We start from the raw sequence: 16802 nt of genomic DNA on the forward strand, positions 1-16802 counted from the left end.
CGGATTCACTTCAACAGACAAGTCTCCCCCTCACCACATCCGAGGCCATGAAGATTACCTCCGAGGGAATTGAGGCCGTTGGTTCAGTCCACAGCTGTGCAACGTTCCCTACCCCAGCACCCCGTGCTTGCGGAGGTGTGTGATCAGTCCCCGCGTCACCGGCAACTCGGCCAGCTCGTCGGCGGTGAACCATCCGGCGTCAGCGGCGTCGTCGCCGGCACACAGTGTCCCGGAGACGATCCGCGCGGCGAAGTCATGGACTTCGAACACCACGTCGTCGGGCCCGGGGATGTCGACGGTCCACAGCAGCTCCCCCACTTCGACGCGAAAGCCGGTTTCCTCCACCATCTCCCGGACGACGGCGGCTTCGATCGACTCGCCTGGCTCGACCTTCCCGCCCGGGATCGTCCACTTCCCGGCCTGCGGCGGGTTCCGCCGCTTTATGAGCAGGACCCGACCCTCGTCGTCGGTGAGCACCGCTCCGACCGCGACGATGCGCCTGGTCATCGCACGTCCGCCGCGGGTACCCGGGTGCGTGCTCGCGGATCCGGCGTCGGCGAACTCGCGAGATACCGGCCGATCGCCTCGCGGATCCCGGCCAGCGCGTCCGCATCGGAGTCCGCGTCGACGATGACGTCGACCATCCCCTGCGCTGCGAGCCGTCCGGCGAGAATGCCCTGGCGCGCGGCCATCTCGTCGGCATGATCGAGGTCGCGATGGACGATCAGGCTGGCTCCTTCCGGTGGTAACGGCGACAGCCACGCGTCGGCACGTGCGACGCGCAAATCCGCCGGAAACAGCGCCAGTGCCGCTCCGCCGGCGCCCTGGCCGAGCATCACCGAGACAGTCGGTACCGGAACCTTGATCAATTCGACTGTGCAGCGCGCGATCTGGGCGGCCAGCCCACCCTCCTCGGCGACCACCGACAGTTCCGCACCTGGCGTGTCGATGATGGTGACGATCGGGATCGAGAGGTCTCCGGCGGCCATGATCGCCCGACGCGCCTCCCGTAGATGTCGGGGACCGGGCAGTTCACCGTTCTCCTGGGACAGCCGGTCGTAGCCGACGACCAGCGCCACGTGGCCACCGAAACTGCTCAGCGCGAAGCGAAGTGGACCCGCATCGGAGAGCGCCGCCGAGTCACCCCGGGCAAGGAACTCGATGAGTCCCGCCCGCCTCGGCTCACGGGTGGCGAGGACACTCGCCCAGGCGTCTTCGGCATCGACGACCTGGCCCGGGGTCGGGCGCGGCGCATCAACCGTGTTCGACTGCTTCGGGCTCTCATGCAGCGCCAGCAGCCGCAGCACCGACGACAGACGTCCGGCCAGGGCCTCCGGCTCCACCACATCGTCGACGACCGTTGTGCGGACGAGGTTCTCGGCCGTCTGCACACCATCGGGGAACGGTTCGCCGTAGAGCCCCTCGTAGACGCGGGGCCCGAGAAACCCGACGAGGGCACCGGGTTGCGCCCAGGTGACGTGGCCGAGGGACCCCCAGGAGGCGAAAACCCCACCGGTCGTGGGATGCCGCAGGTAGACGAGGTAGGGGAGCCCGGCCGCCTTGTGCGCGGTGACGGCCCCGGTGATCGCGACCATCTGGAGGAACGCCGCGGTCCCCTCCTGCATGCGGGTGCCGCCCGATGCGGGCAACGCGATCAGAGGCAGCCCTTCACGGGTGGCCCGGCCGACCGCGTCGACGATGCGTGATCCGGCGTCGCGGCCGATGGACCCACCGAGAAAACCGAACTCGCTGAGGACGATCGCCGCACGACGGCCGCCGATCAGCCCGGTCCCCGTGATCACAGATTCGTCGGAACCGCTGCGCTCGCGGGCCCGCGCGAGGTCGGCGGCATAGGCACGGTCGTCGCCGTCGGAGGTGACCGCCGGACGGACGATCGAGGTGTCCCACGACTCCCACGACCCGTCGTCGACGATCATGTCCCGCAAGTCCACGGCCGACAGCCGTGCCCGTTCACCCATGCCTCACACCGTATCCCGCTCGTGCATCACGCCCCGGGAGAGAAGCGATGAATTCCGCTCACCGCCGGTGTCATACTTCTCGACAGCCCCACCTCGCTCTCAGGAGACACCATGGCCGACACCTTCACCTTCACCCGTTCGATCGTCGTCGACGCCCCGCCCGCCGCGATCCTCCCGTACCTGACCGACTTTCGGCAGTGGGTCCACTGGTCGCCCTGGGAGGGACTCGATCCGGACCTGCATCGGGAGTACTCGGGTGCCGAGTCGGGGGTCGGTGCGAAGTACGCGTGGTCCGGCAACAAGAAGGCCGGGCGCGGCGCCATGGAGATCACCCGCGTCGACGCACCGCGCGAGGTCGAGGTCCGACTCGACTTCGAGAAGCCGATGAAGGCCACCAACACCGTCACCTTCGAACTCGTCCCCCAGGGCGAGGCCACCCGGGTCACCTGGGTGATGGTCGGCAAGCAGACCCTGTTCAGCCGCGTCGGCGGCCTGTTCGGCTTCTTCGACAAGATGCTCGGCAAGGACTTCGAGAAGGGCCTGGCACAGCTGAAAGCGGTCAGCGAGAGTAGATGACCCGGGTGCGGAAGACGATGTCGGCGACCGAGCGACGCCGACGGTCGACGATCACCCACGCCAGACCGATGGCGAAGAACGTGCACAGCAGCGCCCGCAGCACCGCGACCGAGGGCCGGACGCGCACACCCTTGCCGTTGACCACCCGCAAGCCCATCACGACCGAGCCCAGCGTGCGGCCGGACACCTCCCAGCACGTGGCCAGATACAGCACCGAGGTGACCACGAAACCCGTTGTGGTGAAGAACAGATTGACCTCGGGGAAGTCGAACTCGCTGACTGAGATGACGAACTTCATCAGCGCGAGACCCATGTAGCACGCACCCAGGATCGTCCAGACCACGAGCAGGTCGAGGAAGGCCGCGATACCGCGACTCACGATCCCGGCGTTCTTGTCCCGGTCCTGCACGGCGTGCGCACGATGCACCACCGGGTGGTCCGGTGTGGGTTCGGCCGTCATCCGCCCCCACCGTCCCGTCCGTGTTCGTCCACGGTCTCGGCGGCGCGCCGGCGCAGGAATCGGTTGACCGCGTTGGCGACCGCGTCGTCGGCGCGTTCGCTGGTGCTGCGCACGTCTGTCATCACGTCGGCGGTGACCGAGGTGCTGGCCTCGCGGATGATGTCGGGGAGGTCGACGCCGTCGATGATCTCCTCGGCCAGCTCGACGAGGTCGACACGGTCGAGGACCGCATCGATGTCGAGTTTGGCGGCCACCGCGTCGAGGTCGACCTTCCCGATCACCTCGTCGAGGTCGACCAGGCCGATCGCCTTCATCAGATCCACCTGCGCGACAGCACGATCGAGGTCGACGGTCTCGATCACGGCGTCGAGGTCTATGACCGCGAGGACCTCGGCGATGAGCCGCTCGAGATCGACGTGGTTGAGCATGAGATCGGTGAGGTCCACCTCTTCGGTGAGCACCTCGACGACCTCGCGGATGACCGCGCCGAGGATCGACCGCGTCGTCGTGGCGACCCACACGATGGTGTCGCCGACGAACTGCTGCGCCCTGGTGCGTACCGCACCGATGACTCCGCCCGCGACGGGCAGACGCTCGGCGACGTCGACGACGACACCGGCGAAATGCAGCGACTCCCTCATCAATTGGGATGTCGCACCGCCCCGCGGCTCTGGGTTCACCGCCGAATTATCGCACGCGGGGATCGGCGCGGACCGTCGCAATCGTGTCACGTCGCGGGTCGTGTAACGACGCCGCTTCACGATCGATATGGAGCTCGAGGCCCGTCGAGACAAGTGCGCGTCATGATGATGAGTGGTCCTATGAGAGGTTTGTTCGACGATGCCCGAATCCGTCCCACGCTCGACACCGCAAGCTCGATGGCTGATCGCGGCCGGCCCCGTCGCGGCCTTCGCACTCGCCGCCGCCGGCTGCGGGCTCACCGAACCGGTGGCCGCGACACCACCGACGCCCGAGACGACCTCAGCCGTCGCGACCACCGAGGAGCCCCTGCCGACCCCCTCGCCCGTGATCACCGTGGCCTCGGTACCGGCCGCGGACAACGCCCTGAAGACCCTGAGCACCCTGGCCGTCAAGGGACGCGCACCCAAGACCGGGTACGACCGCGACCTGTTCGGGCAGGCCTGGTCCGATGACGTCACCGTCGACGGCGGACACAATGGTTGCGACACCCGCAACGACATCCTGCGCCGCGACCTGACCGACATCACCCTCAAGCCGGGGTCCAACGGATGTGCCGTCCTGTCGGGCACGCTCGATGACCCGTACACCGGCACGACGATCCGGTTCGTCCGCGGCCAGGACACGTCCTCGGCGGTCCAGATCGATCACGTCGTCGCGCTCTCCGACGCGTGGCAGAAAGGTGCGCAGCAACTCTCCCCGCAGCAGCGCGCCGACTTCGCCAACGATCCACGCAACCTACAGGCCGTCGACGGTCCGACGAACCAGAAGAAGGGGGACGGCGACGCCGCCACCTGGCTGCCGCCCGAGAAGGGCTACCGGTGTACCTACGTGGCCCGCCAGGTCGAGGTGAAGGCCGCCTACCGGCTCTGGGTGACCCAGGCCGAGAAGGACGCGATCACCCGCGTGCTGGTCGGTTGCGGGGCAACCGCTCCGGCGCCGGCACCGGCGCCGGCCACCACCGAACGCACCGAGACGCGCACCTCCACCGCGACCCCTCTCCCCGAGGCGACCTACACACCGCCACGGCTTTACGCCCCCGAGGCACCCGCCCCCGACGCGCCCTCGGCCTACTACGCGAACTGCTCGGCGGCACGAGCGGCGGGGGCCGCCCCGCTGTACGCCGGACAGCCCGGCTACCGCGCCAAGCTCGACCGAGACGGCGACGGCGTCGCCTGCGAGTAGTAACCCCGATCCGAGCGCACGAAAAAACCCGAGCGGGATGACTCCCGCTCGGGTTCTTCGTGTCGAGACGACTTACAGGGCCTCGTAGAGCTCCCGTGCCAGCGCGGCGGTCTCGGACGGCGTCTTGCCGACCTTCACGCCCGCGGCCTCGAGGGCCTCCTTCTTCGCCTGTGCGGTGCCGGAGCTACCTGACACGATCGCACCGGCGTGACCCATGGTCTTGCCCTCCGGCGCGGTGAAGCCCGCGACGTAGCCGACGACCGGCTTGGAGACGTTGGCCTTGATGTAGTCGGCGGCGCGCTCCTCGGCGTCGCCACCGATCTCGCCGATCATCACGATCAGCTTGGTCTCGGGATCCTTCTCGAACGCCTCGATGGCGTCGATGTGGGTGGTGCCGATGACCGGGTCGCCGCCGATACCGATGGCGGTCGAGAAGCCGAGGTCGCGCAGCTCGTACATCATCTGGTAGGTCAGGGTGCCCGACTTGGAGACCAGACCGATCGGCCCCTTGCCGGTGATGTTGTTCGGCGTGATGCCGACCAGCGCCTCACCCGGGGTGATGATGCCGGGGCAGTTCGGGCCGATGATGCGGGTCTTGGCGCCCTTCTCCACGTTGTAGGCCCACGCGTAGGCGCTGTCCTGCACCGGGATGCCCTCGGTGATGACGACCAGCAGCGGGATCTCCGCGTCGATCGCCTCGATGATGGCGTCCTTGGAGAACTTCGGCGGCACGAAGGCGATCGAGGTGTCGGCCCCGGTCTCCTTGATGGCCTCTTCGACGGAGGCGAACACCGGCAGTTCGATGTTGTTGCCGTCGGCGTCGACGTGCGACACCGTGGTGCCGGCCTTGCGCGCGTTCACGCCGCCGACGACGTTGGTGCCGGCCTTGAGCATCAGAGCGGTGTGCTTGGTGCCCTCACCGCCGGTGATGCCCTGGACGATGACCTTGTTGTCTTTGTTCAGAAAGATCGACATTTTCCGGGCTCCCTTACTTGCTCGCCAGCTCGGCGGCCTTGTCGGCGCCCGAGTCCATGGTTTCGGCGAGCGTGACCAGCGGGTGGTTCGCATCGGCCAGGATCTTGCGGCCCTCGTCGACCTTGTTGCCGTCGAGGCGGACGACGAGAGGCTTGTTGGCCTCCGAACCCAGCTTCTCGAGAGCTCCGACGATGCCGTTGGCGACCGCGTCGCAGGCGGTGATGCCGCCGAAGACGTTCACGAAGACGCTCTTGACCTGCTCGTCGTTGAGAATGACGTCCAGGCCGGCAGCCATGACCTCCGCGGAGGCACCGCCGCCGATGTCGAGGAAGTTGGCCGGCTTCACACCGTTGTGCTTCTCACCGGCGTAAGCGACGACGTCGAGGGTCGACATGACCAGACCCGCACCGTTGCCGATGATGCCGACCTCGCCGTCGAGCTTGACGTAGTTGAGGTCGTTCTCCTTGGCCTTGAGCTCCAGGGGATCGGTGGCGTCGCGGTCCTCGAACTCCTCGTGGCCGGGCTGACGGAAGTCGGCGTTGGCGTCGAGGGTGACCTTGCCGTCGAGGGCCAGGATCTGATCGTCAGGGGTGCGGACGAGGGGGTTGACCTCGACGAGGAGAGCGTCTTCCTTGACGAAGACCTCCCACAGCTTCGCGATGGTGACCGCGGCTGCGTCGAGGACCTCGGCAGGCAGGTGGCCCTGCTCGGCGATGGAGCGGGCGGTCTCCAGGTCGACACCCTTCACGGCGTCGACGGCGACCTTGGCGAGGCGCTCGGGCTTGGTCGCGGCGACCTCTTCGATCTCCATGCCGCCCTCGACCGAGCACATGGCCAGGTAGGTGCGGTTGGCACGATCGAGGAGGAAAGAGATGTAGTACTCCTCCGCGATGTCACTGGCCTCGGCGACCAGCAACTTCTTGACGATGTGACCCTTGATGTCGAGACCAAGGATGTTGGAGGCGTGGGACTGCGCGTCGTCCGGGGTCGCGGCGTACTTCACGCCGCCGGCCTTGCCACGTCCGCCGGTCTTGACCTGCGCCTTGATCATCACAGGCTTGCCGATTTCCTCGGCGATCGCCCGCGCGTCGGCGGCATCATCGGTCACCCGACCGGGTGTGGTGGGAACCCCGTGCTTGGCGAACAGTTCCTTCGCCTGGTATTCGAAGAGATCCATTCAGCTCACCATCTCGTAGATTTGCCCGCTTAAGGGTGTAACGCGGGCCATATCGGACTCTAAACCCGTACTGGATCGCCCTTTAGCGCGCACCCTGCCCTTGTGCGACAGATCACTCGCTCGGTCCGAACTTACTCCCGGGTACGTCGCGATACGTCTCACCTGGCACATCTGCCGTCCCCCAGACCCGACGGGGCACGCCTTTCGCACACAGTGTTGAATCGATCGCGGCGACGATGCCGGCGAGCCACCTCATGCAGGTCGGCAAACCAGCAATTCGACGATCTGACGAAGTTGGAAAAGTCTTGTGACTCAGCTCACAAATTTCCGGTTAGCGGCTTTCTAGGGTTGGACTTGCCGCAATCATTTCGTTACCGTCGGCTTCAGCGATTGGTCACAAAAGGATTACGGACGATGATTTCGGATCCGCGGCAGCGAAGAGATGAGGTGGACGATTTGGCGGTACCCGGAGTCTCACGCGGATCGAGCCGCGTCCGATCGGGCGGGTTGGTCGAGGACATCAGAGCAAAAGAGATGACCACCATCATCCCCGTCGTCGACGAGGACACGGACTACGACCTCAGCGACTACGACTTCGGTTACGACACCTCCGACTCGTCTTCCTCCGCCACCCGGACACCGTCCGACGAGACCACTTGGACGCCCTCGTCCTGGAAGGGCTACTACCGCCCGACCCACTCGGAGATCACTCAGGACATCCTGATCCCCGAGCACGAGTTCGATCAGTACGAACACGACGAGCCGTTCGACGTCGATGGCGCCGAACTGGACATCCTCATCGATGACGAGTCCGACACGGACTCCGCACTCCGCCCGTTCCGCACGAACCCGGCCGGCCAGCGCGTCCGTCGTGGCGGCAAGCATCGCATCGCGGCACCGCCGAACGCCCTCAAGGGCGGTCGCGCCGCTCTGATCGCCATGGCAGCGGGCGCAGCCGTCGCCGCCGTCTCTCAGGTCGGTGCCACCGAGGACGCGCCCGCGACGGCACCGGTGAACGCAGCAGCGGTCAACGACGCCGCCGCCCCCGTCGACCTCGGTCCGGGAGTGGCCACGGCATCGCCGGTGACCGACCAGATGAACGTCTTCACCGGTCAGCTCGGCGTCGGCGCCAAGATGGCCGCCGACGAGGCGCAGCGCGAGGCCCTGGCTCGTCGCCCGCTCTTCGCCTCGCCGATCCCGCTCGGCAAGTACGACTTCACCTCCGCCTTCGCGATGCGCTGGGGCACCATGCACGGCGGCATCGACATGGCCGCTCCGCTCGGGACGCCCATCCACGCGGCGACCGACGGCGTCGTCATCAAGGCCGAACCGGCCTCCGGATACGGCCACTGGGTCCAGATCCGCGCCGACGACGGCACGGTCACCATGTACGGCCACATGTCCTCGTCGGGCGTCCTCGTCAGCGAAGGCCAGCACGTCACCGCGGGCGATGTCATCGCGCTCGTCGGCAACGAGGGCTTCTCGTTCGGCCCGCACCTCCACTTCGAGGTGTGGAAGAACGGCAACACCAAGATCGACCCGATGCCGTGGCTCGCCGCCAAGGGCGTCAAGCTCTCCGGCTACACCGGCTAGATTTTCTCCGACAGCTGCCCGTCTGAGGCGCACGCCCTCTCGCTGCCTCAGTAGCGATAGCGCACGCCCATTCTCGCCCCCTCAGTAGCGATAGCGCACGCCCATTCTCGCTCCCTGAGGTGCGAGGAGCGTAAGCGACGAGCCTCGAAGGGCCGCCGCACTACTTCCTAGAGCTTCTCCCCCGGGATTCCGCCCGCGGTCAGCAGGGTGACGCGTCCGGCGCTGCCGCCGTAGTCGATGGTGACACGTTCGGTGGCGCCACTCCCCTCCTTGGCCACGACCTTGCCCATGCCGTACTTGGGGTGGTTGTGCCGATCGCCGATGTCGAAGTGCACCTGCTTGTTCCGTCCGCGCGCGGGGTCGGAGGAGTACGACGACCGGCCGCGGCCGAACGACGAACCACCCGAACCCGAGCCCGAGAACGAGCCGTCGCGTCCGAACACCCCGCCCGACGACCCGCCGAAGCCACGCGCCGAACGACGCGGCTCGGTGCGTCGCCAGTCGATCAGATGCTGCGGGATCTCTTGCAGGAAGCGGGATTCCGGATTCGACACCGGCTGCCCCCACGATGCGCGGGTGACCGACCGGGTCAGATACAGACGCTGCTTGGCGCGCGTGATGCCGACGTAGGCGAGACGACGCTCCTCACTCAGTTCGGCCGGATCGCCGAGAGCGCGCATGTGCGGGAAATGCCCGTCCTCCCAACCGGTCACGAACACGACCGGGAACTCGAGACCCTTCGCGGTGTGCAGCGTCATCATGGTGACGACGCCGTCACCCTCGTCGGGCACCTGGTCGGCGTCGGCGACCAGCGAGACACGTTCGAGGAACGCTGCGAGAGAACCGGGTTCCGGCTCGCCCTCGCGATCGCTCTCGATGGACGGATCCTCGTCGGCCTCCAGGTCGATCTGGGCGGCGTCGGCACTGAATTCCCGGGCGACGGCGACGAGTTCGTTGATGTTGTCGAGCCGTGCGCCGTCCTGGGGATCGTTCGACGCCTCCAGCTCGGCACGGTAACCGGTTCGTTCGACGATGGCGTCGACGAGTTCACCGATGTCGGCGGACTCCTCGGTGGCGTCGAGGAAGGCGGTGTCGGCGTCCTCGGTGTCGGAGTCACCGAAATGTGTGAGGAAGTCGGCGCGCAGACCCTCGATGAGTTCGACGAAGCCACCGATCTGCTTGACCGCGCGCGTGTTCAGCAACGCGACCTTGCCCTCGGAGGCGTCGATCAGCGACTCGTAGAAACTCCGTCCGGTGTTCTCCGAATGCACGGCGACACAGGCCTCGGCGCGATCGCCGATGCCGCGACGGGGGGTGTTGAGAATGCGTCGCAGGCTCACCGAGTCATCCGGGTTGGCGATCACCCTCAGGTAGGCGACCACGTCCCGGACTTCCTTGCGCTCATAGAACTTGGTGCCGCCGACCACCTTGTACGGGATGCCGTGGCGGACGAACACCTCCTCGATCGCACGTGAGCCGGTGTTGGTGCGGTAGAAAACCGCGATGTCGGAGTACTTGTGGCTCGAACTGCCGCCGATCGAGTAGTCGGTGATTTCCTCGATCTCCTTGGCGATGAACGTCGACTCCTCGCGATCGGAGTCGGCGACGTAGCCGACGATGAGCTCGCCGTCGCCGGAGTCGGTCCACAGCTTCTTCTCGCGGCGGTTGGTGTTGCGCGCGATGACCGCGTTGGCCGCCGACAGGATGGTCTGCGTCGAGCGGTAGTTCTGTTCGAGCAGAACGGTTTCGGCGTTGGTGAAGTCGCGCTCGAACTCTTCGATGTTGCGGATCGTGGCACCGCGGAAGGCGTAGATCGACTGGTCGGCGTCACCCACGACGCACAGCTCCGACGGTTCGAGTCCGCTCGCCGTGGTCTGCTCGCCCACCAGTTCGCGGATGAGTACGTACTGGGCGTGGTTGGTGTCCTGGTACTCGTCGACGAGGACGTGGCGGAACCGGCGCCGGTAGTATTCGGCCACCTGCGGGTGCCGCTGCAGCAGCGCGACGGTCTCGCCGATGAGATCGTCGAAGTCGAACGCATTCGCCGCCCGCAGCCGGCGCTGGTACTCCGCGAAGATGCGGGCGATCGTCGCCGCGGCGAGGTCGTCCTCGTTGACCGCGGCCGCCGCCCCGTCGGGCGAGATCAGCTCGTTCTTGAAGTTCGAGATGGCCACCGAGACGCCACGCGGACTGAACTTCTTCGGGTCCAGATCGAGGTCGCGGATGATCATGCCCAGCAACCGCTTCGAGTCGTCGGCGTCGTAGATGGAGAAGTTGGAGTTCATCGACTCCAGCAGCCCCGACTGTGCCCGCAGGATGCGAACGCACGTGGAGTGGAAGGTCGACACCCACATGTAGGCCGCCCGCGGGCCGACGAGGTCGATCACCCGCTCGCGCATCTCGGCGGCGGCCTTGTTGGTGAAGGTGATGGCCAGGATCTGCCCGGGCGTGACGTCGCGCGCCGCCAGCAGGTAGGCGATTCGGCGGGTCAGCACCGAGGTCTTGCCCGACCCCGCACCCGCCACGATCAGCAGCGGTGAGCCCGCGTGGAGCACCGCCGCGCGCTGCTGTGGATTGAGGCCCTCGAGCAGGCGCGCGACACGGTCGTCGGCGGCAGCCGTCCCCGAGGAGGAGGAAGACGTACGACCGGCGAGGAGAGGGGCAGAAGAAGAGCTGTTCATCGGTAGTCCAGGCTACCCGCCCGCACCGACACCTCTCCGCAGGCCATGTGCCCGAACGCCCGTCGTCCGATCGCTCGACCGCCCCGTGCGTTGACACCCGAGACGCCTGTTCCCGCGGCTACGATGACCCGGTATCACTGGCTCGGGGCGCCCGTCGATGCGGATCCATGCCTCGTCGACCGAAAGAGGCGACCATGAAGAGACCGTCCATTGTCCCCGCCGCCATCGTGATGGTCGTCGGAGCACTGGCACTCGCCGTGGCCCTGATCCTGTCGTTCGTGCCGTTCAGCAGTGCGGGCACGGTCGAACCCACCGCCGCGTTCCGCGGCCAGAAGAGCCTCGACGAGGTGCTCTTCAAGATGGCGACGAGCCCCGCGGCCAAGTACACCGGCAAGGTCGCCTACAAGTACGAGGACGCCCGCGGCGAGGGCACGGTCGAGTTCAGCGACCTCATCGTGACGACGTCGAACACCGCCGAGGGCACGGTGTCGCTCGGATCCGAGCAGGGTGAGTACCGCCAGATCAGCAACAACCCCTTCATCAGCGCGCCCAACGCCCTGTGGAACGAGCTGCTCGTCGCCGACGAGAAGCTGAACCTCGACATGGCGCCGCTGGACAACAAGTGGGCGTCGACCCGCTTCACCAGCCTCCCGCGCTTCGGCACCATCCTCGGCCCGGACAACCTCGCCGGCGACATCGGCAACGTGGAATCCGATTCCGAACCGCAGCTCGGCGCCGAGCTCCCCACCCCGAACAAGGGCACGCCCGACGCCCGCCGGTGGCCGACGAGCGACCCGCCCATCGAGTTCATCGGCGACAACAAGGTGAAGATCGGCGGCTGGGAGGTCACCTTCGATCCGGAGACCAAGAACGTCACCAACGTCAAGGGTCAGTCCAAGCAGGGCTCGGCGACCTACGACATCGACACCTCGGTGAGCCTGCAGCCCGCCGACCAGGCCCAGAAGGTGTTCGCCAATCAGCGTGCCCTCGTCGGCGATCTGGTGTCGGCGCCGGCGCCGGGCCTGTGGGCCAAGCAACCGGTGGTCACCCCGCGACTGGTCGGCGAGTGCACCACCGTGGCCTGCGCCTACGACTTCTCCGTCTCCGGCATCCCGTGGGCCGACGACGTCACGGGTCACTTCAACTACGGCATGACCCTGAACTTCGCCGTCGGCGGCCGCCCCGCGGGCGCACTGGGCGGCGAGTGCAAGCCGGTCGTGCGCGTCGACTTCGGCCGCACCGCCACGACGCGATGCACCGCGACCAACCTGCCGGCGAACTCGTCGATCGGTCCGCGTTCGGCATACACCTACCTGGCGTTCCTCGACACCACCGAGGCCGACCTCAACAAACTCATCGACGACAACGAGAAGCAGACCAACACCGAGGTCGTCTACGTCCGCACCGGGAACAAGAGCCCCGAGCAGGCGCGCTACGGCGCCGGCATCACCGGTCTGCCCAGCTACTACGCGGTGAAGCGCGGTGAGTATCTCTTCGACGGCATCGGCACCGATGGCAACCTGCACGTCACCTTCGGTCCCGGTTACAAAGAGCACATCAGTGCCGGCAGCTTCGACCCGAGCTGGGAGGGGACCGCGGTCCTCAAGAAGCAGATCGGCGAGCAGGTGAAGGCCGCAGGGGACGTGAAGGTCGTCTACTTCGTCAACGAGCCGGAGACCGCGTCGGCGCTGCGTTCGCTGATCGACTCCGAGGGACAGACCGACAACGTCACCGCGTACTTCTACGAGTAGGTCAGCCGCCGGCGAAGCGCGCCTCGACCGCTTCGCCGACCCGGCCGGCGCCGGTGTGGAGTCGCAGCCCCGCGGTCACCGGACGCACCGAGATCGCGTCGCCGCCGCCGTCGAGGCGGACGTAGATCGAGCCGAGCCCCGACCGGACCGGTACGCGCACCGCCCGGCCGCCGTCGAGCTTCATCTCGATCTCGCCGTCGCGGGTGGCGCAATAACTGAGGGCGACCGTCCACGGCCAGCGGAACAGCGGGCCGTCGAGTTCCAGACGTGACGGTCCGGAGATCTCGGGCCGGGCGCAGCTGCCCTTTCCGGCGGTGACGAGCCGGCGTTGGGTCACCCCGCCGGGCACTGCGTTGCCCGCGGTGTCCAGGACGAGGAGGCGGTCGGTACTCGTGCCGAAGACCGGCCGCGGGTCGACTCGACCGAAGATGCGGCTGATCTGGTTGTCCGGGTAGACGACCGGCTGCAGGATCTCCAGCGGGACGGACTGATCCAGCAGCGTCGCGTCGGCGTTGTCGTGCAGGGTGGCGACCGCCGCGTCGAGGTAGTCGCCGGTCGGGTTGTCACGCCACGACGCCGAGAACGACACGAGCGAGACGAGCGCCGACACCATGGCCAGCGCACCGACAGCGGGCAGGAGGAGCACCGTCGGCGACGTCTCCTCGGCAGCGTGGCGGTCCGGCTGCGCATCGGTCGGCCGGGCATTCGTCGGCCGGACGCCGACCAGCAGCGCGATCGCGATGGCGAACACGAGCGCGGTGTCGGGGAGATACCGCATGTGCTGGGCGAGCTCGAGCGCGGTCTCCGGGCTCGACCGATTCCACATCACCGGAATCTGCGCAGCGACCGCGTACAGCGCCGCGAAGGCCACGATCGGCACCGCCCCGCGCGCCCGGGTCACCGCCCACCCGGCGACCGCGGCCAGGACCACCCAGCCGGCGACGATCATCCACGTCGCGGGGAACCCGGTGGGCGGGCTCGGCGTCCACCGGTCCCACTCCCACGGGCCACCGACCAGCGACGGCACGATGGCGTGGTTCACCGAACGCCACACCAGCCGGGCGGTCTGTTCGACCGAGTGGTTGCCCGCGGTCGGATCGGCGGTGACGAAGTACACGACGGTCCAGATCGCGGTGATCACCGCGAGCGACGCCCACAGCTCGCGGCCGGCGCGCAGGGTCGACGTCAGCGAGCGTCGCCCACTGCCGTTCGCCAGGACCGCGGCCACGAATGCGATCGGGAGGATGAACAGCGACTTCTCGAAGAAGGCCAGTGCGACCACGAAGACCACCGTCGACCGGATCCACACGGCGCGGCGTCGGGCCGGGTCGACGTCACCGCGTGCGAGTCCCACGGCGTCGGCGACGATCCAGGCCAGCGCCGCCTGCATCGGCAGGGTGTTGAGGCCCGCCGCCCACCACGCGAAGGCGGGCACCGTCATCGGACTGAACAGATAGAACGCCAGCGCCACCAGCGCGCCGGCCCGGGCCGCGGGCGCGATGACGCGGATCATCCGCCACACCGCGATCGACGCGATGGCCTGCAGCACGATCAGCGTCAGGGCCGGGGCCACCCAGTTGACCGGCGCCAGCCACGTGGCCACTCCGGACAGCAGGAAGGCCGCCGGCATGAAATGGCCGTCGTGACTGTGCCCGAGGTACTCCCAGGAGAGGATCGGGTTCGACGAGGCCCGGGCGATCAGCACCAGATCGTCCCAGTAGAAGTTCCCGGTCGCGACGAGCCACCCCCGGATGATCAGCTGTCCGGCGATCAGGGCCACCGCGATCATCGACATCATGCGCGCATTGAGCATGCGCTCCAGTCTCCATGTGGCGACCGCGAGCACATCGGGGGGTGCCGGGTCCGCTCGGGTACCTGCAGGTCGGATCGGTGCGACGTGGCAAAATCAGGCCGTGACCGATCGCAGCCCGAGCTCCGGATCCGACGAACCCCAGCAATCGACGGGGACGTCCTTCGAGAACACGATCGATCTCGAGAAGTACCAGCTCACCTCCGACGTCGATGACCTGCCGGACGACATCGACGAACTGCGTCTGGAGATCGACCGGCTCGACGCCGTCATCCTCGGTGCGGTCAAACGACGCTCGGCGGTCTCGAAGAAGATCGGCGCCGCGCGGATGGCGTCGGGCGGTCCGCGACTCGTGCACAGCCGCGAGGTGAAGGTCCTCGATCGTTTCGCCGATCTCGGCAAAGAAGGTCACACCCTCGCGATGCTCCTGCTCCGGCTCGGGCGGGGTCCGCTCGGACGCTGACCGCGATCGTGAAGTTGTGCCGACGGCTGTGACGAGCGTCGCGGTGGGGACGCCGAACACATAGGGTTGGGTGTCATGAGCACGCAGGCAACCGGGAGCGACTTCACCGGCACCGACCACGGCGACATCACCGCAACGCAGTCCTGGCAGGCTCTCGCCGCACACCAACCGCATGTGTACGCACTTCATCTGCGCGAGGTGTTCGCGCTCGATCCTGCGCGCGGCCGCGATCTGACCGTCGACGTCGGCGATCTCCACATCGACTACTCCAAGCATCGGGTGACGCGGGAGACACTCGAACTGCTGATGAGCCTGACCCGCGAGGTCGGACTCGAGGAGAGCCGCGACGACATGTTCGCCGGCGCGCACATCAACACCTCCGAGGACCGGGCCGTCCTGCACACCGCCCTTCGGCTCCCGGCCGACGCCACCCTGACCGTCGACGGGCAGGACGTGGTGGCCGACGTGCACGAGGTCCTCACCCGGATGGGCGAGTTCACCGACCGTCTTCGCAGCGGAGAGTGGAAGGGCCACACCGGAAAACGCATCACCGACGTCGTGAACATCGGCATCGGCGGGTCGGACCTGGGGCCGGTCATGGTGTACCAGGCTCTCCGCCACTACGTCGACGCCGGGATCCGCTGCCACTTCGTCTCCAACGTCGATCCGGCCGACATGGTCGGCACCCTCGACGGGCTCGACCCCGAGACCACGCTGTTCATCATCGCGTCGAAGACCTTCACCACCCTCGAGACGCTGACCAACGCCGCCGCCGCACGGAGCTGGCTGCTCGAGGCCCTCGATGCCGGGTCCGAGGCGGTGGCAAAGCATTTCGTCGCCGTGAGCACCAATGCCGACGAGGTGGCGAGGTTCGGGATCGACACCTCCCACATGTTCGGCTTCTGGGACTGGGTCGGCGGACGCTATTCCGTGGACTCGGCGATCGGACTGTCGGTGATGGCGGCGATCGGCAAGGAGCGTTTCGCCGAGTTCCTCGACGGCTTCCACATCGTCGACGAACACTTCCGCACCCAGCCGCTCGAGCAGAATGCGCCGGTCATCCTGGGCCTGATCGGCCTCTGGTACAACAACTTCTGGGACATCGACACCCGGGCGGTCCTCCCCTACAGCAACGACATGGCACGCTTCGCCGCCTACCTGCAGCAGCTCACCATGGAGTCCAACGGCAAGTCGGTGACCGCGAGCGGACACCACGTCACCACCGACACCGGCGAGATCTTCTGGGGCGAGCCGGGAACCAACGGCCAGCACGCGTTCTATCAGCTGCTGCATCAGGGCACGCGGATCGTGCCGGCCGACTTCATCGGCTTCGCCGAACCCACCGACGACCTGCCCGCCGGTCCCGACGGATCGGGTTCGATGCACGACCTGCTGATGAGCAACTACTTCGCGCAGACCAAGGTGCTCGCGTTCGGCAAGACGGCCTCCGAGA

14 protein-coding genes are annotated in these 16802 nt (G+C 67.3%); 6 read left to right on the top strand and 8 right to left on the bottom strand.

The genetic code is table 11. The features are described 5' to 3' along the window. Nucleotides 1–108: 108 nt before the first annotated feature. Nucleotides 109–507 (bottom strand): NUDIX hydrolase, encoded by a 399-nt coding sequence (locus BPODLACK_RS10000; RefSeq protein ID WP_006436138.1) that lies wholly within the window; start codon nt 505–507, stop codon nt 109–111. Then, on the bottom strand, nt 504–1979 hold the full coding sequence (locus BPODLACK_RS10005; RefSeq protein ID WP_159405191.1) for a carboxyl transferase domain-containing protein: 1476 nt from the start codon (nt 1977–1979) through the stop codon (nt 504–506). Before BPODLACK_RS10005 ends, BPODLACK_RS10000 begins: the two co-directional genes overlap by 4 nt. Before the next feature lie 111 nt (nt 1980–2090). Here BPODLACK_RS10005 and BPODLACK_RS10010 point away from each other — a divergent pair, with 111 nt between their 5' ends. Next, nucleotides 2091–2555, top strand: coding sequence for an SRPBCC family protein (locus BPODLACK_RS10010; protein WP_006436136.1), 465 nt, complete (start codon nt 2091–2093; stop codon nt 2553–2555). Here BPODLACK_RS10010 and BPODLACK_RS10015 read toward each other — a convergent pair. After that, nucleotides 2539–3015: an RDD family protein gene (locus BPODLACK_RS10015; protein ID WP_006436135.1), complete on the bottom strand. Its 477-nt coding sequence runs from the start codon at nt 3013–3015 to the stop codon at nt 2539–2541. The genes BPODLACK_RS10010 and BPODLACK_RS10015 overlap by 17 nt on opposite strands. After that, on the bottom strand, nt 3012–3656 hold the full coding sequence (locus BPODLACK_RS10020; protein ID WP_006436134.1) for a hypothetical protein: 645 nt from the start codon (nt 3654–3656) through the stop codon (nt 3012–3014). The genes BPODLACK_RS10015 and BPODLACK_RS10020 overlap by 4 nt, the downstream gene beginning before the upstream one ends. A gap of 199 nt (nt 3657–3855) precedes the next feature. On the opposite strand from BPODLACK_RS10020, the gene BPODLACK_RS10025 reads away from it, so the two are divergent. Continuing rightward, nucleotides 3856–4899 carry a GmrSD restriction endonuclease domain-containing protein gene (locus tag BPODLACK_RS10025; protein WP_006436133.1) on the top strand — a complete coding sequence of 348 codons (1044 nt, stop codon included), beginning with the start codon at nt 3856–3858 and terminating at the stop codon, nt 4897–4899. Between the two features lie 72 nt (nt 4900–4971). On the opposite strand, the gene sucD is transcribed toward BPODLACK_RS10025, so the two are convergent. Together sucD and sucC are read right to left on the bottom strand one after the other, a co-directional pair. Continuing rightward, a complete protein-coding gene (gene sucD / locus BPODLACK_RS10030) occupies nt 4972–5874 on the bottom strand; it encodes a succinate--CoA ligase subunit alpha (RefSeq protein WP_006436132.1) in 903 nt (300 codons plus the stop codon). Nucleotides 5875–5887: 13 nt separating this feature from the next. Beyond that, complete coding sequence (sucC, locus tag BPODLACK_RS10035) at nt 5888–7051, bottom strand: ADP-forming succinate--CoA ligase subunit beta (protein ID WP_006436131.1); 1164 nt, start codon at nt 7049–7051, stop codon at nt 5888–5890. Nucleotides 7052–7498: 447 nt separating this feature from the next. On the opposite strand from sucC, the gene BPODLACK_RS10040 reads away from it, so the two are divergent. Beyond that, on the top strand, nt 7499–8644 hold the full coding sequence (locus tag BPODLACK_RS10040; RefSeq protein WP_040004702.1) for a M23 family metallopeptidase: 1146 nt from the start codon (nt 7499–7501) through the stop codon (nt 8642–8644). Between the two features lie 167 nt (nt 8645–8811). Here BPODLACK_RS10040 and BPODLACK_RS10045 read toward each other — a convergent pair whose 3' ends face one another. Beyond that, nucleotides 8812–11325 (bottom strand): UvrD-helicase domain-containing protein, encoded by a 2514-nt coding sequence (locus BPODLACK_RS10045; RefSeq protein ID WP_006436129.1) that lies wholly within the window; start codon nt 11323–11325, stop codon nt 8812–8814. A 194-nt stretch (nt 11326–11519) separates the two neighbouring features. On the opposite strand from BPODLACK_RS10045, the gene BPODLACK_RS10050 reads away from it, so the two are divergent. Then, a complete protein-coding gene (locus BPODLACK_RS10050; RefSeq protein ID WP_006436128.1) occupies nt 11520–13076 on the top strand; it encodes a hypothetical protein in 1557 nt (518 codons plus the stop codon). Nucleotide 13077: 1 nt separating this feature from the next. Here the strand turns inward: BPODLACK_RS10050 and BPODLACK_RS10055 are convergent, their stop codons facing one another. Next, nucleotides 13078–14889, bottom strand: a complete 1812-nt coding sequence (locus BPODLACK_RS10055) for a hypothetical protein (protein WP_040004701.1) — start codon at nt 14887–14889, stop codon at nt 13078–13080. Nucleotides 14890–14989: 100 nt separating this feature from the next. Here BPODLACK_RS10055 and BPODLACK_RS10060 point away from each other — a divergent pair, with 100 nt between their 5' ends. Both BPODLACK_RS10060 and pgi read left to right on the top strand, forming a co-directional pair. Next, nucleotides 14990–15349 (top strand): chorismate mutase, encoded by a 360-nt coding sequence (locus BPODLACK_RS10060; RefSeq protein ID WP_006436126.1) that lies wholly within the window; start codon nt 14990–14992, stop codon nt 15347–15349. A 75-nt stretch (nt 15350–15424) separates the two neighbouring features. Next, nucleotides 15425–16802, top strand: a 1378-nt coding sequence (gene pgi / locus BPODLACK_RS10065; RefSeq protein WP_159405192.1) for a glucose-6-phosphate isomerase, incomplete at its 3' end; no start/stop codon positions are given.

This window comes from Gordonia sp. YY1 (assembly GCF_009872315.1).
Lineage (GTDB): Bacteria > Actinomycetota > Actinomycetes > Mycobacteriales > Mycobacteriaceae > Gordonia > Gordonia amicalis.